Source organism: Niastella koreensis GR20-10, assembly GCF_000246855.1.
Lineage (GTDB): Bacteria > Bacteroidota > Bacteroidia > Chitinophagales > Chitinophagaceae > Niastella > Niastella koreensis.
Genome location: NC_016609.1, coordinates 2,170,979 through 2,190,862 on the forward strand (window position 1 = coordinate 2,170,979; position 19,884 = coordinate 2,190,862).

At 40.7% G+C, this 19,884-nt stretch carries 14 protein-coding genes; 9 read left to right on the forward strand and 5 right to left on the reverse strand.

Annotation, left to right across the window (positions count from 1 at the left end; translation table 11 throughout):
* Positions 1-136 precede the first annotated feature (136 nt).
* Positions 137-1,570 (forward strand): Shedu immune nuclease family protein, encoded by a 1,434-nt coding sequence (locus NIAKO_RS08685; protein WP_014218041.1) that lies wholly within the window; start codon positions 137-139, stop codon positions 1,568-1,570.
* 143 nt (positions 1,571-1,713) lie between these two features.
* A complete protein-coding gene (locus NIAKO_RS08690) occupies positions 1,714-2,475 on the forward strand; it encodes a hypothetical protein (protein ID WP_049815485.1) in 762 nt (253 codons plus the stop codon).
* Between the two features lie 246 nt (positions 2,476-2,721).
* Here the strand turns inward: NIAKO_RS08690 and NIAKO_RS08695 are convergent, their stop codons facing one another.
* The 3 genes from NIAKO_RS08695 to NIAKO_RS08705 form a co-directional block, all read right to left on the reverse strand.
* Entirely contained in the window at positions 2,722-3,867 is a 1,146-nt protein-coding gene (locus NIAKO_RS08695; RefSeq protein ID WP_014218043.1) for a hypothetical protein, read from the reverse strand.
* Positions 3,868-4,047: 180 nt separating this feature from the next.
* Complete coding sequence (locus NIAKO_RS08700) at positions 4,048-4,323, reverse strand: 4-fold beta flower protein (protein ID WP_014218044.1); 276 nt, start codon at positions 4,321-4,323, stop codon at positions 4,048-4,050.
* A 148-nt stretch (positions 4,324-4,471) separates the two neighbouring features.
* Positions 4,472-5,866 (reverse strand): protein kinase domain-containing protein, encoded by a 1,395-nt coding sequence (locus NIAKO_RS08705; protein WP_014218045.1) that lies wholly within the window; start codon positions 5,864-5,866, stop codon positions 4,472-4,474.
* A 784-nt stretch (positions 5,867-6,650) separates the two neighbouring features.
* Here NIAKO_RS08705 and NIAKO_RS08710 point away from each other — a divergent pair.
* From NIAKO_RS08710 to NIAKO_RS08720, 3 genes are all read left to right on the forward strand, one after another.
* A complete protein-coding gene (locus tag NIAKO_RS08710; protein WP_014218046.1) occupies positions 6,651-7,859 on the forward strand; it encodes an ImmA/IrrE family metallo-endopeptidase in 1,209 nt (402 codons plus the stop codon).
* Between the two features lie 9 nt (positions 7,860-7,868).
* Positions 7,869-8,504, forward strand: coding sequence for a P63C domain-containing protein (locus tag NIAKO_RS08715; protein WP_014218047.1), 636 nt, complete (start codon positions 7,869-7,871; stop codon positions 8,502-8,504).
* A gap of 396 nt (positions 8,505-8,900) precedes the next feature.
* On the forward strand, positions 8,901-13,772 hold the full coding sequence (locus NIAKO_RS08720; RefSeq protein ID WP_014218049.1) for a P-loop NTPase family protein: 4,872 nt from the start codon (positions 8,901-8,903) through the stop codon (positions 13,770-13,772).
* Positions 13,773-13,865: 93 nt separating this feature from the next.
* On the opposite strand, the gene NIAKO_RS08725 is transcribed toward NIAKO_RS08720, so the two are convergent.
* Both NIAKO_RS08725 and NIAKO_RS08730 read right to left on the reverse strand, forming a co-directional pair.
* Entirely contained in the window at positions 13,866-16,535 is a 2,670-nt protein-coding gene (locus NIAKO_RS08725) for a P-loop NTPase fold protein (protein WP_014218050.1), read from the reverse strand.
* A gap of 139 nt (positions 16,536-16,674) precedes the next feature.
* On the reverse strand, positions 16,675-17,094 hold the full coding sequence (locus NIAKO_RS08730) for a helix-turn-helix transcriptional regulator (RefSeq protein ID WP_014218051.1): 420 nt from the start codon (positions 17,092-17,094) through the stop codon (positions 16,675-16,677).
* A 557-nt stretch (positions 17,095-17,651) separates the two neighbouring features.
* Here NIAKO_RS08730 and NIAKO_RS38945 point away from each other — a divergent pair.
* The 4 genes from NIAKO_RS38945 (at position 17,652) to NIAKO_RS08750 (ending at position 19,847) form a co-directional block, all read left to right on the forward strand.
* Positions 17,652-18,005 carry a HEPN domain-containing protein gene (locus tag NIAKO_RS38945; protein ID WP_165761295.1) on the forward strand — a complete coding sequence of 118 codons (354 nt, stop codon included), beginning with the start codon at positions 17,652-17,654 and terminating at the stop codon, positions 18,003-18,005.
* A 225-nt stretch (positions 18,006-18,230) separates the two neighbouring features.
* Positions 18,231-18,848: a hypothetical protein gene (locus tag NIAKO_RS08740; RefSeq protein ID WP_014218054.1), complete on the forward strand. Its 618-nt coding sequence runs from the start codon at positions 18,231-18,233 to the stop codon at positions 18,846-18,848.
* A 74-nt stretch (positions 18,849-18,922) separates the two neighbouring features.
* Positions 18,923-19,324: a response regulator gene (locus NIAKO_RS08745; RefSeq protein ID WP_014218055.1), complete on the forward strand. Its 402-nt coding sequence runs from the start codon at positions 18,923-18,925 to the stop codon at positions 19,322-19,324.
* Between the two features lie 271 nt (positions 19,325-19,595).
* Positions 19,596-19,847, forward strand: a complete 252-nt coding sequence (locus tag NIAKO_RS08750; RefSeq protein WP_014218056.1) for a hypothetical protein — start codon at positions 19,596-19,598, stop codon at positions 19,845-19,847.
* Positions 19,848-19,884 lie beyond the last annotated feature (37 nt).

Here is a 19,884-nt window from a genome sequence, read left to right on the forward strand (position 1 = left end):
AGCTTAAAGGTTGTAAAAAGCATTGCACAGCATTTCCAAATTTGAACGGACAACAGAATTACATCCGGCGCCAAGTAATACTTGGATCCATGTATCTTGTTTATATTAAATTTTTTTATAAATAAAAATTGAAATTATGGCACGTCCTTATCCATCCCGCACCGTGCAACCAAATGGGGAATTGGAATTTAATGAAATTAAGCCTGGTTTCTTTCGAGCATTCTTTACTCCTCCAATTGAGGCATTACCTTCCTACGTTTCCGATCCGAAAAACTATAAAAGACCCATATTTGACATAAATAACACAGAAAAGCGCTTAATTCTATATCCCTACCAAGTATGGGGCATGCAGCCAATGACTAACAAATACTACAATCTTGTCATCATTAGTGTAGACATGGAAAACCAGTATATTCCCAAGACTGTGGATATTGACGATTTTTTGATAGGAGTATTACCTTCTGCATTTCTTGAAGATTATAACTATGGATTAGGATTCAGAAAAAGTTATAGGCACATAGCAACAATTTTGGAAAGTTTTGACATAAAAGAATTATGGATTACCAGGAAAGGGAAAACAGATATTGACATTGGGGCAAAAAAAGCGTTCATCAAGCGTTCGGATTTGGACGAACTATGTAGGGCTATTGACAATATTGGCCAGCGAGTACAAAAAGTAGCAGCCTCTTTAAAAAGAAATGTTGTAGACGACTTATTTGCACGTTTATTAGCAGACGAAAAATCTGAATCTGCTTTAATATTAAATAGCGCGCAAATAGCTAGAAAGATTGGTATATCGACTCGACTAATGCCTGGAGGAGCTACCAAAAAAGAACAAATGGAAGCTATGGAAGTACTTAGAATGAATGGCAAGAAAATTGTTCAAGAGCAACCAAGTGAACTCATAAAACTTCGCAACGATATTGAGTTGGTTACTTTGGATGAGCTTATTGCGAGATTTGAAGTCATGCTTAATAAAACTTTATCAGAATCACATTGGCAAAGTCTATTTGATAAAAATCCTTTTATTCTTAATATGGCGTTTGGAATCCCTATAGTAAAAGTTCAAGGCCAAGCATTTGTAGGAGGACGTAAGATATCGGGATCGGGAGACAAAATAGCCGACTACCTGGTCAAAAATAGCATTAGCAATAACGCGGCAATTGTTGAAATAAAAACGCCTACAACGAAGCTCATGAGTACAAAAGAGTATAGGAGTGGTGTGTTTGCTCCGTCTATCGAAATTACAGGAGCAATCAACCAAATACTTGACCAAATATTTATGTTTCAAAAGGAGATAAATTCCCTTAAGGCAGCCAGTAGGGAATATGAGCTGGAATCTTATTCTGTTGTAGGAATTCTAATAGTGGGCAAATCTTTAACCTCTCCTGATGAACAGAAATCGTTCGAGCTTTTTAGAGGGAATTCGAAAAATATACACATTATCACTTTTGATGAATTGCTGACAAAATTAAAGGCATTACACAATTTCCTTACTTTAGATCGCTCACCCAAGGAAAATATGACTAACCAAAGCGATTTTATCGATCCAGAAGATCTGCCTTTTTAAGAATAGAGCGACTAAACATTGCTTCTTCCGGGGTTGATTACGATCTCCAACATTTTGTAGTTTCCAACAGGTTTTGATTAGTTGCTATGCTGTGGCTGACGGGGCGAAGCTATGTGCAAGGATGACCGAACACGGATGAGCGGATGAGCAACAGAATATATTCTCAACTTTTGTATCTTACATCGGCTACAGCTCCGGGCTGGGCGTTTTCAAAATGCCCTGCCGAACGCAAAGCCCTGAACGTTGCATGCTATTTTTTCAGACCGACCATTATGACAAATCTACAAGACAAAGTTTGGTATGCTTGTTACGGTTCAAACATTTTAGAAGAACGTTTCCTTTGTTATATTAAAGGGGGACAACCTAAAGGAGCAAAGACAACTTACGAAGGTTGTAGAAACAAAACTCTGCCCGCTGACAATGAAGATTTCTATATTTCTTCTGAACTTTATTTTGCTAAAGAATCGAACAATTGGGACAATGGTGGCGTTGCATTTGTCAGGACCTTATTCGAGCCACAAGCATCTACAATTGGGAGAATTTACCTGGTAACAAAAGGACAGTTAATTGACATTGCTAGACAAGAAACAAATACAAAAACTGAATTAACAATAGATTTCGATAAAGCAATTAATGACAGCTCTTATATACTTAAACGTCCATCGTGGTACGGGAACTTGTTATACTTAGGTCGACAAAATGAGTATCCCATCTTTACATTGACAAATGAGAATGACTTACAGCCTTTTACAAAACCAAACAAGAACTACATCAAAACAATTAGTAAAGGGATAAAAGAAGCTCACAATTTTGACGACAAAACAATCTTTGAATATTTAAAAACTAAAGGGGGAATTAAAGACAATTACACTGACCAAGAATTAATAGAGATCATCAATGAATGACACAATAAAAGTGCATGTAACATTGAATTGCAATATGGCGGTCGACAAACATATTCTCAGCTTTTGTTCGCTACTCTACTTCAGTTATGGCAGACGAATAACGCCGTGCCATAGAATAAATCATAAGCTTTTGTATCTTTAATTAGTACCAGCACCGGACGGACAGAATACCAGCACATCGCTAATGCGTCAACAGCTAGCGGCTACTATAGGCCGATACATTTGTCTGTCGATTGGGCGCCACTTTTAATAGTCCATGTCCGTTCTCTGGTCTACTAAGTGCTGAAAGTAATCAATAAGTTCGCCGAATTCTTCATCGGAGGTCATGCTTGCTCGATAAAGCGTTACAATGTCCTGCGAGAAAAGCACGTAGAGTTCGCTTTTCAAAAAGCGCATTCCGTATTTTGTGATTTCATTTTTCTCTAAATACTCCAAAAAGACGTCAAAAGCCTGACAGATCTCATAAAAAGGATCCTTAAATGTTTGATTGAAATTGTAGGTTAAGTGCTTTCCCCGAGTTGTCATAAGCATAGGGATTCCACCAATATGGTCCAGGTGTACCCTAAAAGACTGTCCGTCTTTTAAGAAGAAACCGTGGTTCATCGGATTTCTAAGTTCTTCTTTTATTTTTGTGAGAGAGTTAAGTATTCGGGATAATTCCTTATCAGGCTCAAACGGCAACAACTTTTTAATTTTTTCTTTCCAACGATGGCCAATATGCTCAGTTAATTCAAACGATTGCCAATCCAGGTGCGTGATGAATGGAGCAATCAGAACAAAAATATGTTCAAGCAAAGAGAAGTAAGCATCCATCATTGCAGCTGCAAAGTTTTGAGCGGCTTCTAATTCTTTAATTGCTCTTTCCCAATCCACCTTCGGTTTGCCCAATTGAATTGAAAATGCATTATATGATTCGACTGATATATATTTTTCGTGGGCCAGTGCTCTAAAAAATAAATATCTTCCGTGAATCTCCTTGTACTTGTTTTCAAGAGAAACATTGCCTTCACCCATTAATTTCTCAACTTCCGGTTGAAATAATGCTTCTGCCAGGGGAATAGCCTTGGCTATTTTCAGCATGGCTTCGTGCGCAATATTTATTATTTCCTTATTGATCTTTTCCTCGCAGTACCATCTGAAACCATATTTAGTGTCCGCAAGATTAAATGGTATACCCTTATAAGTTATAGGTATAGTCCATAGCCTTTTATCTGCTTTACCCCAAAAGTCAAAGCCTTTAAGCTTTGCAAACATGATAAATATTACAAATGGCCTGAAAAAAGGCGCTTCCCTTGGGGGATCAATTTTATCTCCCATATACGGATAATAATCTACCGGTCGAGGCAAAAAATCTGCTAACAAATAATTAAATGGCTTTTGGGGATTTCCCATTAAAAATTGTCTTTTAGATACAAGATCTGTGATGACACCGTACTCGAACCAGGCAGTCCTGCTCTGATTTTGATAATTCCTTAGGATGAACTATCTGGATTAGATCAGTATTTTGAGTAGCCTGTATATTTATGTAGCGGTTACGCAAAAGAACCATATTTACATGCGTGTTACAATCAATTAATCAGGAATATTGGGTTCATCTCCCCAGAGTGCTGATTTAACCCGATTGGCCTTACTAGTTCCCATACGGTTGCCAGCAGTAAAAGAGGAGCTCCTTCTTCCGCTGTATGTAGATCGGTAAAGAAGTCGTTCACTTACAATTGTACCAACATACGCACCATCCGTTCCATAGACATTTTTACCTTTTATTCTCCCAACAATTTTACCAGACTTGCTATATATCTTGTCGTTCACAACTTGTAATGGCCGGCCATTTTTTGTATATAAACCCATATAGATATTGTTTAGTCGTTAATGTCTGTATTTTTTATTTCTTCCGGTTTTCACTTTCTTTGTCATTTGCTTCTACGATAGCAAATTTGTATGCCGCCGGCTCATAGTTCAATGTTGCTACCTATCAGATATGTGGGTGCTCCTGGAATTAACCCCAGTTACTTTCGTCTTCCAACCAGCGCAGCATAAATTCTACTACATCTACCTCCTGTTTTTTGCTATGACCATCTATAAAGTATATGTCACATTTTTCATCCATAAAAAGATCCTTCTCATATTTTAAAAGCCGGACGAAGCCAATATAAAAGGGATTGTCCATCGATGTAGCATGGTCTAAGTTTATTTTGATTATTAAACCGAAATGTAACTCCCGGCCGCCCTGCGAAATTTTTATCGAAATCATTTCCTCAGCCCATACCCCACGCGAAGCTTGCTTGGAGCTGATGGTCTGAAGTAAGCGAGTGACCGCATCGTCTTTGCGACGTTCCACCACGGCATTAACGCCAGAGCCCCTCAATCGGGCCAAAAAGGCATCAACCTTTTCGTTGATCTCCTGTACCTTCAAAGATACCAAGCCGGACATAGCTTCGACTTTTCTACTTATCTCAACTTTTTCATTTAACTGATGTGCCAGTAATGTTGCCTCTTTTTCTTCTATACGCTGTGAAACAGCGATCACCTTTTTAAGGTCTGACTCATCAATAGCAGGAGCCTTATAAAAGATTTTTTTCATCAGTGCTGACATTTCTCCTGCATGTTTCGGCGCTACCGATTCCTCCGAACAAGCGCCAGTGAATGCATAAATCTTTGAAATAAGACCATCCAAATCTGCTGAGTAACGAACAAAACGAAAGTCATTGGGCCTGTCCCAATTCTTAGTCGGCTTATCAGCGATCATCCACATAAATAACTGTGATACCATGAAGACGTCAAGCCAGGGAGTTATTTCCTCCATTCTATACATCATCGGGTCAGGACTGTATCTTTTGTTACCTACAGCGTCATTAACGTCAGTAAGTCTTTCTTTCTCCGACCAGTAGGCCACGCCAAAATCGATTAGATGAGGCTTCCCATCAATGATTACAATATTATCCGGTTTGATATCGCGGTGAATGATAGGGTCCCTTCTGTTGTGTAAGGCAGTTAGCCCATCTAGGATATGGGCTGTAATTTCAAGGGCTTTTTCAAAGACTACAATAGCATTTTCTTGTTGCTCCTGCCGGAATTTTATCCAGTAGTCTTTAAAGGGCAATCCCAGCTTACTGATATACCAGGGGGTATCTCCAGGTACTGAATGTGCCAATATCGGTACAATCCCACTATTGGTCGTAGCCACTTCCTTAAGTACCTCGATCTCCCTATCAAAGCGTTTTAGATCCCTTGCTTCCGCGTTTTTAGGCATCTTAAATACACCGTAATCCTTCGTGGTGATGTTGTAAACCTTTATCGTAATTCCTTGGCCACCACCTTTATACACTTCTTTAACTTCCCATTCCGGGATGTTCAGTCTTTTCAGTATTTCTTTTGCTTCATTAACTGTCATGAACGTTCAAATATTAAAGGGATTTAGAGCTAATATTTTTATCATATTCTGGAACGAACTAATTACGCCCCGGTCCCTGATCTATGCACTATTAAGATAATAATTCATTTTGGGCGTGTTAATCGGTTTTTCCGAAAGTCAAGTTGTATCAGGCCTAAAGCAGTAACCAACTTGAATGTACAAAGGCTTATTGTCCTTGGTCGCAGCTTCAGTGGCCGAAGTTGAGAATGGTCTAAAATAGGAGTCGAAAAACGAAATAAAAAATATTTTTCTGCAGCGTTCACCTGAATTTTCAGCAGAAGCACAGTGGTATAATAATCAGAAAATGCCTGTGAAGATTATGTGGCCCCTTTAAATAAGATTAAGTTTCTTGCGGCAGAGCAGCAGGTGCCTCTCTCCGAATTTATGGAAACACTACACAAGGTTGCCATTGATAAGGTTACCCCTTGGGGTATTTTATATGTGTAAGTATAGGATATAAAAGGTGGGTTATCTTCTATAGCCGTTCGGCACTGGGGGTACGTCTAGGCTCGGGTATCATTTTTGCGATTTTCATAATATAAAAATGGTCCCGGCCGGTATAAACTGCAGATGAGTGAATGTAACACAAATACCATCTACCCCGCAACTAAATGGAGGAAAGCACTATGATGATACCTTATGCTGTAGCTTTTTCATGGTTATATTAATTGAAAATGGCCAGGTAATTCTACAATATAAAATGCACAAATGTGGTTAATTCGGAAATTATCTGTAGATTTGACCCAGGTAATATTGCAAGGATATGTCAAACGACCGGTTTAATAATTCAGATATTAATTCTATTTTACATGGACTATTCAGACCTCCAAGCCTGAGGGAGTTATTTGAAAACAAGCTAAAGGAACTGGATATGTCGCCTACGGCAGTCCTGGGCCTGCTGGACATGCAGCACCGGGCCCTTACCGGTATTTTAGATGGTACGCAGAAAACAGTTGACTATACCTACTTTATTAAACTTGCCAGCTTTTTACAAATGCCGCGTGAGAAGGTAATTGAGTTGTATATGATAGCCCTGGAATCCCGTTTTCCTACTGTTACAGTATCACCTGAAAAAATTCAGTTTATTAAGGAGAATTTTGACCTGGCAGCACTTCGCAAAGCGGGGTTTATTGATAGCATTACTGATTTTGAGCAGATAGAACAGCGCCTGCTGGTAAAACTGGGCCTTAAATCCATTTTTGAATACAAAAGACCCGGAAATGATGTGGCCTTCAGTTCCGGCCTCATTGTTCCTAAAAACCCATTAATACGGTCTTTTTGGATTAAAGCGGCAATGACCGTTTTTGAGGAGATAGGTAATCCTTATGAGTACAGCAGGCAGGCATTGATTGAATACTTCCCGCAGATCCGCTGGCATTCAACCAATGTGGAAAGAGGACTTACAGAGGTGATCCGGTCCCTGTATAAAATAGGGATTACCGTTATTTATTTACCGCCACTACCTACGCTGCAGTTGAGAGGCGCCACTTTTGCCATTGACGATAAGCCCTGTATCGTACTGACCAACTATGTCGGCTACTATTCGACGCTGTGGTTTGCGCTTATCCATGAACTTTATCATGTACTGTTTGATTGGGAGGACATTAAAACAGATAGTTATCATCTGACCGATGATGATAATGATCAGCTTACTGTGCAGCACAGGGAGAAAATGGCAAATGACTTTGCCCGGGAATATCTGTTCTCTAAAGAAAAGACCGCTTCGGTCAAAAGGTATATCAATGACAATGTATATGTCAATGATTATGCTAAAAACAACCATGTGCATCCAGGCTTAATATATGTATTCGCGGCTTTTGACGCCGGAGCCGGTGACCGAAGGGCCTGGGGACGGGCAAAACAATGGGACCCGACAGCCAATGCCGCAATAGGCAGTATTGATATCCCATGGCACGATCAGCGGTCAACCGAAGAGATCATAAAAAAAAGGAAAAGGGATTTGTATCTATAAATCGGTATCATGAAGCAAAAAAATAAAGACGTCTCCCAGGAGGAGACAATAAAAGGCAGCAGCTTACCAAAGCCGCAAAAGAGCCAAGAGATCAGTGAAGAGGCCCTGCAGGCCCGCCAACTCCTCGGTGATTTGCTGGTCCGCAGTACCAATGATATTGCCCGGGCAGATGAGCTCAAACGCCAGCGTAATAACGAAGTGATCGAGTTGCTGAACGGTAAAAAAATTACCCTGCAGCAGATCCGCGATATTGTGCTGTCCAGCCGCCAGCCGTATGAATCGAAGTTTGGCCGTGACATCGACTTTTTTCCCCAGATGTACCGGCTATTGGGATGGACCGATAAAGACCCGCACGCTTATTCTAAGCCAGGTGTTGTCGGAGATTACATCAATCAAATTCTGTATGCCCGGTTTGCTCCCGATGTAAGACCGGCCCTGCAGGCGTTGGCGGTACCGGGTGGCGTGCGGATGGATAAATTCTTTCAGTACCTGACCGCAGAAGGTATGCAGATGTTAGAGCAGTTTCGTGATGAGGCCATCGCCATGATGAAGCAATGTACTACTTGGTACGAATTCAGGGTAAAGTATGGCCAACGCTATGGACTCAGCGTTCAGTCCAGGATGTTTGAAGCCCATCAGGGGTAAAAGTCTGGCAGGTTTGTATTTGTGGCAATATTGATTTGTTCTGCTCCCAATAGCGTGACAGTACGCTTTGCTCTGTGGTTGAATCGCGTCAACGAATATACAGATGTGACAATACCACATAATCCCGGATTTTACGTTGAATTAACCTTTACTATGTTGATTATTCCCTCATGTCCGGGCGATATTTATTTATCGCCAGGGAGGCCTTTGTCTTCAGTCAATTTGACTGATTGCAGGATGGTTACTTAATTAAGCGTGGTCCGGATATGGGCAAATTGTCGAATTGGAATTTTATATTTGATCTCCCCAAAGGCATAAAGAAGGCCGGACTATATTTTGAAAGAGATCATACATTTGATGTACTGATTTATTTTATAAAGAACTGTATTTGTTATCATGAACTGGCAATCGTTTAATACATACGGAGACGCTCCTGAACATGCGTTTGAAACTTTTTGCAATCATCTTTTCCGTAACTACGTTTTGCGCAACTTTGGTATTGTTGTAAAGTTTCGTGTTGTTAATGGGAGTGGAGGGGATGGTGGCGTTGAAGCATATGCGGAACTGGGCAACCAGGACATAGTTGCGGTGCAGTCAAAGTGGTTCCGTGAAGATTTCGGTGCCTCCCAGATCGGGCAGATAAGGGATTCCATTGATACAGCCATGTCACTGCGCCCGGCAATAAAAAAGTACATCGTTTGTATTCCCCGTGATCTGACATCGATCAAGTATACGAAAGGCAGCAAGGGCGGCCCTAAACAGGTGACAAAAAATTCAGAAGATCAGTTGCTTGAAAACCTGGAAAGGGAGATGAAGATAAAATATCCCGGGCTGGAAATAGTCTGGTGGCTACAGGAAGCACTACTAGGTGAACTCATACATGAGGATAATGAAGGGTTGCATAAATTCTGGTTTGCCAAAGAAGTGATTAGTTTTAATTACCTGGTACAACAGTTTGAAAGGCAAAAAGCTGGTTGGCTCAATGAACGATATGTTCCTCAGCTTCACACCCAGGGCTTCATCCAGCAGGACATCGCAGGGCTGACTTACAGTGCTTACTACAGAAAGCATATCGACAGTATTGCCAGCTGGCATGTCATTATGCTACGCAGAGCCGTTACCGCTATTAACAAGTTTAATATACAAAATCCTTCATATACGGACTTCAATACCAGGCTTTCGGCTGTACGTACCCAGTTTATGGAGACTATAGACTGGTTGGTGGTACTTGGTGCCCGGCTTAAAGCGGGCGAACCTATCGGTGAAATACCAGATTTGCCATTTGGCGATATAGAGAAGATCATGGATGAGGTGGTTGACTTTGGATATGATCACCAGGGTACCGTTAAAATGGGCTATCTCATCAATGCTATACAACAGATCTACACGGGTCATTTAACCGCGTATATCGACCAGCTGAAAGCCGCCGTACAGAACGTGGGTCTATTGTTTTTATGTGGTCCCGGTACAGGCAAGACCCATGGCCTTGCATTCGCAGTGGAGCAACATCTTGTTCAGCAGTCACCCGCTATAATTATCCCGGCTTTGGGGACGCCATGCAGCAGCTGGGCAGAAATCGTAAGCTCCGGATTGGAGCTAAATGATTGGAATATTGATGAAATTCTCAATGCGCTGGAGGCGTTGGCGATCAGAAATGACCGCCACTTGGCCAGGACCACGCTTCAGCCTAATGAGGAGCTGCATCATGAACCCACACAGGTATTGATTGCCGTCGATGGTCTGGAAGAGGATAACATGAACCGGCAAAAATGGATTACCCGGATGAGAGAAAGTATGCAGCTTGGTAAAAAATTCAGCCGTGTGAAATTTATTTTCAGTGCGCGCCCCCATTTTTACAGGGAACATGATTTACCTGCAAGCTTACCATTATGGGTGCATGAACTGCCGGCAGCAGGAGATGTACCGGTTCAAAAATTAGCCTTGCAGTATTTCAAACCTGAAAATTATAATATCGCCATTACATCTCCATCCCTCATCCGGGGTATAGACAGTCAGTTTGCCCTTAGGTTGTTTTGCGATATCTATAAAGGAACAGCCATTACCGAATCAGATCAGATCGTTACAGCCGGGACTAAACTGCTGGGTAAAAAGATGGAGCGAATGAACGTTGAATTTCAGTCGAAGATCAACAAACAATTATCGGACGCCCGAAATACCATGGGTATTGCCATCAACTTACTTGCAGATCAGTTTTTGCAACAGGTGGAATGTGAGCATACCATGCTGGTGGGTGTGCTGCGGCCGGCACTCACCTATCTGAATGACGCCGAGATCGAACTGCTGCTGGATTATTTGTCCCACAACGGTATTTTGACAAAAAAAATAACTGACATCGATCATGGCGGAGTGCCGATTGCCCGAACGGACTACTTTATTACCTACCGCTCCATTATTGAGATTGTAGTGGCCAATCGCACAATAAAAACGATCACCGAAGAGGACCTAGTGCAAATACCATCGCTTTTTTTTGAAAGGCTGCAACAAAATGAAGACACCCGGGAGGGCCTATCTGATGAACGTATTGTCCAGATCATTGCCAATACCATGTTTCATGAACATGGAAAACTGATCGGTGAAAATGGCTTCCTGACACATGGTTTTAGTGAAGCAGTTATCCAGAGAACGCAAAGAGAGGCATTACGAAAAGCACCAGCTGCGCTGGCTTTGAAGTATAAGGAACAAATCGATAAAGAGTTCTGGGGTAGCCATGATCAACGGTATACATTATTATCAGAACAGATCCTGCCTGGCAGTGAATCTGTTGAGAATAATTTCGGGGCGCTTTATTTACATAACATACTGATGAGTTTTGCCAGTGCTTATGAGCGGGATAAGATCTGGATCGGCCATGACTATTATAAATATCCCCAGGATATTACCTATAAATACGGCCTTGTCGAGGTGCTGACCGCATATTCAGAAGATTTATACCTGTCTGAATATGCCCTGCACAATGAAACTCCGTTAATATTTGCATGGTGTTTATCCACCCTGGACCGACGGACCCGTACCAAATTACAAATGTCTTTAACCACCTGGGCCACCATACAAACACATGAGTTTATATTGCTGCTGGATTTGATATTTGACTGCAAAGATCCGCAGATACAGGAGGATTTGGCATCCATTACACTAGCCCTGGCAGGGCGCTTAAAGGATGAAGGCGTTATCCTTAAGCTTGCTCAATGGGCATTACTCCATGTATTCAATGCACCACTGGTCAATAGAAACGTCATTGTGCGTATGGGATTCCGGGCTATTGTGGAAAGAGCTTACCAATATAAACTCCTTAGCGAAGACGAAGTTAAATTGTGCAGGCCCCAACAACAATCAACGATCACCCTGTTGCCGTTGGATGGTGTCGCATTAAATACAGTCAAAGAAGAGGTTTACCCCATCACACATGATTTGGCATGGTATGTTGTTACCCAGGCTACAGACGGATTCTTACAATATCCCGCGATCAATGGCGAAACGTTCCAAAGTATGGACAGCCCGGAGGCCCAACGTCTTCTGCATTTATACGAGCAACAATACGGACAGCCATTCTTTGCCAGCACATGGCGAATGGCGGCGGCCATCGCATACATTCGGGGGCTGGGTTTTGACGCTGTTAATGGCAGTGGAATTACTGATGAAAGCCATGGTCTCCAAAGTAAAATATATACCTATGAAGAGAAATATACCTGGCTGGCGGTACATTATCTGAAAGGGTATTTGGCCGATTACGTTCCCTATAAAGAAGATGATCAATTCGATTTTATTGAAGATTATAGCCGGATAGTTCACGTGCCTAATCCCGGTGAAGAACTTGAAACAGATATAGATCAGCCAGTAATTTTGGAAGAATGGGTACAGGAAGAATCCCTGTTTGGTGGATCAAATGGTGAACCCGCACAACTTATTGAAACGGCGGTCAACAACGAACCGTTGATCGATTTTAATAAATGGCTCCATTTTAGTGAAGACCAGTTTTATTTGTCTTCAACAAACGAACCACTCACGGCATTATATAACTATACAAGTACAGAAGACAGTAGTGGCTTTGTTTATGGTAGAATGATACTGACTGCCTGTCTTATTCCCAAAGGTACCCTGGGGAGTTTAATTACTGCAGTGCAGGATATAGATTATGATCCCCATTTTGTAATCCATCTGGATACACTGAGCGCATCACCTGATACTGACGTCTACAGCAATCCTTCAGATCTTGTATGGATGAACTGGATCGGAGAAAATTATACGGCAACCTCCTTTTGGGATGATGATAAGGAAGTAGACCTGACATACGCATTAACGGATGTGACCAGAAAGACCGTCAATGGGGAGGAACAGCTGAAGATCCCTGGTCGTACATTAAGGAATATGGCTGGGATGGTTGAAATGAATGGGGCTTTTCTGTTAGATACACAGGGAGACATCGTAGCATTCCTGCATAAGTTCAGTAGATGGAGCCGCGAAAATCAGCAAATTGTGCTGGTCAATAAACAAACACTATTGACTGCATTGGAAAACAACAATCTGGAACTTGTGTGGTTTGCAGAAGTGTTTAAAGAGAAGCAGGTGTCAGTCCCGGAAACCAAAAACGTACCGCATGTCAGGAAATGCCGTAAGTATCTTGTGTACCTGGAAAATAAAGCGCTAAAAAGTGTCAAGTTTTGGGATGAACAATTCTCCAATGCGAGGGACATTAACTCCGATGAGAGAATGGCCTCACTGGCGCCGGAAGTAAAACAATATGCTCAGCTGACAGCTGATGAAATTCAACAGCTTGAAACATTGATTATAAAAGGAGGGGAGGTCAATGCCAAAACCCTGCCCGCCAGGCTGAAAACTACGCAGGCAATCGCTGTCTTTAAAGATGGAGATACCATTATTGCTACTGCCTCCATCAAAAAACAACCGAGGCGTTATGTCAATCAGGTGTTTGCTGCCGCTGGGGTGGCAGAACAGGCTGACACGTTTGAACTGGAACTGGGCTATGTCGTTACCAGCCCAAGATACCGCGGACGGAACCTGTCCAGGCGGCTTTGCCGGGAGCTAATGGGTTTGGTTGGTAAAGGGCCTGTTTACGCAACTATCCGTATGACGAATTTGGCAATGTATACGGTTATAGCTGAACTGGGCTTCGATATAAGCGGTGACAGTTATTCTAATAAGGCAGGAACAGATCAGTTAGGGCTGTACATCTATACGCCATCACCGGCTGAAGCTCCCGTTTTGCCAGCGGATAAAGGTAAACCATAGGCCTAGCTAGGGAGAGGGGAGCGCTTCTTGCTTTGAATTCTTCGCTAAGTTGAAGAGCTTCAGAATAAATGTTGATTCCGAAAATCGCCTTAATTAATATGCGATAACTATTTCCAATACTTCCAGCAAAAACAGGTAATCAGTCAATTCAGGCACAAAACTTTTTCCTTTAAACGTTTCTTTCAGAGCAGCTGGTTGCTTGTGTACCTTTCTTGCTTCAATAAGAATTTTATCTGGATTATGATCATCGTGGTACTGACGAATAAGTTGGAAAAGGGTTTCCAAACCATTCCCTTGCCAGGGATTAACAATATTTAGCCGGGCATATTTATCTACCAGCAGGTTTTTACAGAGCAGGTACCGGTAATAAAAAATACTAATCCTCCTGGGCGTGGCGCCCTCCCAGTTTGATATAGTTTTTGTTAAGAGTTCAATTTCACGCGGTGTAAGTTTCTCTGTTTTATTATCAGGCTTTGCCGGTATGGCTGTTGCCCCATTTTTTTCTGCATCAGCACGTGTGTAAATATTTTGTTCATTTGTAGATTGGCTTATCACAATCGCTTCCGTTTGATCATTAGCAACCTGTTGAATAGTATCCGTTATAACCGTTGTAGCAACAATATCATTTTTAAACAATACTTTCAAATATTCTTCCTTTTGTTGATTATTCAGGTCACCCAATTTGATAGCAGAAATAAATAATTTGTCTAGGTATTCGGAAATTAGTTCATCGACGTTTGTGCTGTTACTTATTTCGCCTTCCAGCAATGCATGGTATTTTTTCCTAATTGCATTTCTTAAAATTCTTTCATCAATTGCAGTAATAATAATTAGGCGTTTAACCACTTCATCGTTTTCCAGCATTACACGTAATGCATCGATATGCGGAATTATTTTATCTTCAGCGCAGCGGTCAAGATCTTCTACCACCAGCAAGACTTGATCAGGCGGTTTCCCATACAGCCATATGAATAAACCGGAATACCATTTTACTTCCTTTGTTGCAGGTATCCATACTTTAAGCAATTTCACCAACTCTTCGTGAATATCTGCTTGAATACCCAGAGATGCTTTAAAACTGCTTCGATCTGTATATTTTTTAATTAACTCAATAGCCTTGGTTGAATAATTCTTAGTGATCTGGTGATAAATGCCACTGATAACCGCGAAAAAGACTGATGTAGCACCCACCCAAAAAGTCACCTTTTCTTTAATGCTATGGGAAATTAACACCAAAATTGAAGCAGTCGCAATAATAGTAATCAGCATTTTCCAAACCGGTGTCCAACCCACTCGCTTGCGATTTAAAACGAAGAGTCTTGCATAATAGCGTAGGAAATTTTTCTTATCACCAAGATAAGCATCACAAAGCCGTTCATAAAGGTAAGCCCAAGAAGCGGGCGTATCCTGATACTTCCATGCTTGATATTCCACTTTTTCAAACAATATAGTATGTCTTGCCTTTAGCTCTTTCCATAATTGCTTTATAAAATAAGTTTTTCCTCGACCCCATTTACCAAATACTCCAATCATTTGTCCATTATCCCCCTGCATGCCATATATAATGGCTGCCATGTCTGCTGCCAACTCCTTTACTCCCAATACAGGTTCTATATCTGATAGTCTTTGCCTGTAAAATTGTGTTTTAAAAAAATATTCATCCCCAAGCGCAGACTGATCGGTATTATCACTCTCCATTTCATTAGTAATGCCCAATCTTTCCAGGTATTGATTCAGATACTCTTGTAAACTTCTGTACTTTCTATATTGATGAAGTGCCTGTTCACTAGAAAATTTTATATGAACCGTTCCGTCAGCTTGTGTTCCGCCACCGTCACTAAAACCCACGAAATAGCTCATTAGCTTGAAAATCATTTTGATTTCCTGAAGCGTGATACCTGGAATTATTTTTTGTAGATCGGAAGAGCGCACAACATCAATAATTGCATTCGTTTGCATTAAAAATTTGATAGAAAGTATTACCTCATCAAATTTTAAAAAAATATCCCAACCCGGATTTATATGCCAAATCCCCCAAAGTGTAATAAGGCGATCACTTTGAATGAGTGGCTGATAATCCTTTTCATTAAATTCACCAGGAAATATTTCAGCAAACCCAGGTATCTTAACGACACTGTCATATTCTCGCCCTTGTGCGAAATTTTCATACAATAAGTTAAGAAATCGTATATCCTTATTAGATAAATTTCGTTTTGGAAAACGGTAAACCGTTGTGGTTTCAATCTCTATTTGTACATCGATGTTAAACTCATGATAATCTGCCCAAGCAAAGATTTTAAAAAAATTATACCCTGTTATGCTAAAGTTGTTTTCGTAGGTATTATCACCTGATGTTAGTTTATACCTTAGTGTCTCATTGGAAGGGTCATATTGTATCCAAATATCAATTATGCTACCTCGTTCATATTCCTGGAATGTTACTCTTGGACCCTTGTGTTCCGAGAAATAATATGTGTCAATTTCAAGCTTATTGGATGATCGGGCCTTCTTTTCCTTCAAATCCCCCTGATGCACCTCTATAAATTTCAAATTTGCATTATTATAACGCCCATTTTGGGGTGCGAAGTCAATTTCTTCAGTTTTTGATAATGCAATACCAAAACGAAGAAATACCGGCAATCCAGTTGGCTGTAAAGTAAACCTGTATTTTTTGTCTTTTAATTGGAACGGGACACCAGGAAAGACATGGTCATTATATTCTCCAAGTCCCTGGTTCGTAAATGTGTAGTTAAGGCGGATCATGGCAATCGTATGGGGTAATAAAGGTTATTATAATTAAAACTCTTTGATTAGCCACAGATATTGGATACGCAAGTATTGGACAAGCTTAATTAGCAAAAAGCCACCCAATTGAGTGGCTTTAAAATATCACTAGTTTTCTTTACTTCTTCTTTTTCTCTTCCAACATCCTTTCCAGCAGTGCGTTTTTTTCACGCTCTGATTTTAACAAGGCTTCATACAACTTTTCATTCTTTTCAACCACTTCTACATACTTATCAATGGGATTAAAAGTAGGATAATACATGAATAATGAATTCCCATTAGCATTATCGTTGTTGTTAACAGTGTTGGCAACTATATTAATAACTCCCTCTTCATTAAAATTCTTTATTGCCTCCACAGGTACTTTCAACACTTCAGCGATTTTCTCTAATGTTTCAGGATCGATGATTTCTTTTGCTTCCAGCGAAGAAACACTTTGCTGACTAATATTGAGCGCTTCAGCCAGTGTTTCTTGCTTTACCTGTAATATTTCCCGTATGCGTTTTACGGCCCGTCCTTGATGTACTTTTTCAGGCATAGGTGTAGTTATCATGGTTCAAATATATGGAATTTATGGTATTAGTATTGTACCGTTATATCCATTGTAAAATACAGTAAAATACTGGTAATCCACAGGTTAAATTGGTTCGGTACGGCACAAGTACCCTGTAATTTGCTATTCACTAGAGATAAAAGCCGTACCCCGCCACAAGGCATATGCTTTTATTTTAATACCAAACCTTTTTAACCTACATGCAAACGACATTTGACAACCTACCTCCACACCTGATAACCCTTTTAGCTGAGCTTACACAGAAAGTTGCCGGGGCAATTCAACCAGAAAAAATCCTTTGTTACGGTTACCGGGCCTCCCCTCAAAATGATTGGAGCTGTTTTACTGAAGACAGCCCCAACCAGGAAACAATCAAGGCCACCTTTGATCTGCTAGTTATTACCAATAGTAACAATAACCAGCCCGACCATGAAATGCTACAAAAAATTAATCATTTGGCGGAACCCCTGGATTGTGAAATCACTGCAATAGTCCAATCTCTTGATTCAGTAAATGACCTAATAGCCAAAAACAGCCGTTTTTTGACCACTCTTTATCATAAAGCCGTACTGGTATATAACGCGGGCAGTAGCGATATAATAGATCCTCCGGCAGCAATATCACATGAGGAAACAACAAGAAAAATAGAAGCTGTCTGGAACAACTGTTACCAAACAGCGGAACGATTTTATAAAACCGCCTGCTTTTGCCTGGATAACGACTGGAATGAAAAGGCCCTGTTTGATTTACACCAGGCCACTCAACATACTTGTATGGCTCTTTTACGGGTATACACCGGTTACCGGTCTACCACGCACAACCTTTTCCGCTTACTTGCCCTTATTGAGAATTTCTCTTTTATTCCTTCCTCCATATTTCCTTGTATCACAGCATAGGAAATTGCGCTACTTAACCAGCTCAACAAAGCCTATTCTGATGCCCGCTATAAAGAAAACTATACTGTGCCAACTGAAACGGCCATCCTTTTAAAGAAAAGAGTGCATCAATTGCTACTTCTTGCCCAACAATTGTACGACAAAAAAATAACGGCGTTACAGAGTAAAAGGCCTACCACATTTCCCCTAACAGCAACCGACATAACAGTCTAAAACCTTAATTATATGAAACCGACCAAAGACTATTTGGAAACCTCCTTATGGTATAAAGAACCCATAACCGACCCCAACCAGGTTTTCGCTGAATTTTTCACCGCAGCGGCTCTTAAAGATTACCGAAAGCGTATTAAGTCAGTACTGATAGCCGCTTTTGGAAAACGCATCTGGCGAAAAGAAAACCCAGGTGCCTTATTGTATTACTTTAAATTGATAGAGTCTGTTATCAATGCTGCCTGGCTGATAAATAAGGAGAACAAAACATCTCCACTTGTTATTAGAATAGAAGATTCATTTAACCCCAATCTTTTTTGTAGCTGGCAGGCGGATTCTACGCAATTTGACTTTTTTCCCCGTTTTCTATCATTTAAAGAATATGTCAATCCATATATAGTTTTCAAGCGCTTTTTTAAATACCTGGCTTTGCCGGCATGGAAAGTGGAACTGCAAGACCTGCTGGAATACGCTTTGGTTGAAACGAGTTTACCAGAAGCTGGTGAGAATAAAGATATGCTATCGCTTTATTTTCATCTTTCCAAGTTGATAGAAGCAGCTCACCTGATTGATGTCAGGGAAAACAACCACATTGGTGGTAACCCAAAGAACAGAATCAAGACTACCAGCTAATACAATCTAAATAAATCAACCAGTCAACCATATTGAGTTTCAGGTTAAAACTTCATCAAGTTAAATTTCTATTTATGAACTTAAACAGCCAAATAAAAGTAGCTATCGTAGACGATCATGCTTTGATACGTAAATGCCTTCAGGAATTAGTCAGCCTTTGGGGGTACATGGTAATTCCCCAGGCAATAAACGGCAAAGACTTCCTAGACTTGCTTGTAAGGGGAATCATACCAGATATCTGCATTTTAGACATGCGAATGCCCGAGATGGATGGTTATGAAACCATAAAAGTCGTTAAAGAAAAATGGCCTGGCATTAAAATCATTGCTTATTCTATGGATTTTAAAGATCCACATGCGCAACAACCTGAAGGGGCAGACGCAATTGTTTCCAAAAGCGGCCCATACCAGGAATTAAAAGAGGCGCTGGCACTATTAAGCAGCCAAATAGTCGACAGTAAAATCACTTCGTCATAACAACATGCCGATCACGCAGGCATTTTAAATGATTTTCAGCTCCGGTTAATTAAAATCAAATCGAATTCAAATAGTATCTAAATGGTAGTCAACCTGGGTTTCCAATCAAGAGTCACATTAGGACGAGACAATTTGAGGAAAATCGAGCCAAATTGTACCTAATCGAAGAAATTTAGATATAATCGTATGCATTCGAGCGCGTTTGCAAAGGTACCCTATAGCCCTCGCATACTTTTGTGTTACAACTGATTCTTCAAAAAAACAATAAAGTATGTCAACCAGATTAATAACTAAAAAAGAGTTGAGTATTCCTGCTGCTATTGTCACAGAAGTGGCAGTGGTATTGTTAGAAAACGAGATTAATAACGATATCATTGGTGCCGATACAGAAATTGATGAAGTGTTAATAGAAGTACAGTTTGAACGGGAACATCGTGATGTTATTCATCACATAGAAGACATGATTTCCGATTACCAAGAAACGGAAGAAGAAGAGGATGATGATGACGAGGAGGAAGATTAGATCACTGCCGTCTGTTAAATGAAATCGTGGGATAACC

Coding starts and splice junctions, on each gene's coding strand:
- NIAKO_RS08730 (WP_014218051.1), bottom strand. CDS start 17,094: ATGCCTGAAAAAGTACATCAAGGACGGGCCGTAAAACGCATACGGGAA.
- NIAKO_RS08720 (WP_014218049.1), top strand. CDS start 8,901: ATGAACTGGCAATCGTTTAATACATACGGAGACGCTCCTGAACATGCG.
- NIAKO_RS08705 (WP_014218045.1), bottom strand. CDS start 5,866: ATGACAGTTAATGAAGCAAAAGAAATACTGAAAAGACTGAACATCCCG.
- NIAKO_RS08750 (WP_014218056.1), top strand. CDS start 19,596: ATGTCAACCAGATTAATAACTAAAAAAGAGTTGAGTATTCCTGCTGCT.
- NIAKO_RS08740 (WP_014218054.1), top strand. CDS start 18,231: ATGAAACCGACCAAAGACTATTTGGAAACCTCCTTATGGTATAAAGAA.
- NIAKO_RS08725 (WP_014218050.1), bottom strand. CDS start 16,535: ATGATCCGCCTTAACTACACATTTACGAACCAGGGACTTGGAGAATAT.
- NIAKO_RS08715 (WP_014218047.1), top strand. CDS start 7,869: ATGAAGCAAAAAAATAAAGACGTCTCCCAGGAGGAGACAATAAAAGGC.
- NIAKO_RS08695 (WP_014218043.1), bottom strand. CDS start 3,867: ATGGGAAATCCCCAAAAGCCATTTAATTATTTGTTAGCAGATTTTTTG.
- NIAKO_RS08700 (WP_014218044.1), bottom strand. CDS start 4,323: ATGGGTTTATATACAAAAAATGGCCGGCCATTACAAGTTGTGAACGAC.
- NIAKO_RS08685 (WP_014218041.1), top strand. CDS start 137: ATGGCACGTCCTTATCCATCCCGCACCGTGCAACCAAATGGGGAATTG.
- NIAKO_RS08710 (WP_014218046.1), top strand. CDS start 6,651: ATGTCAAACGACCGGTTTAATAATTCAGATATTAATTCTATTTTACAT.
- NIAKO_RS08745 (WP_014218055.1), top strand. CDS start 18,923: ATGAACTTAAACAGCCAAATAAAAGTAGCTATCGTAGACGATCATGCT.
- NIAKO_RS08690 (WP_049815485.1), top strand. CDS start 1,714: ATGAGCAACAGAATATATTCTCAACTTTTGTATCTTACATCGGCTACA.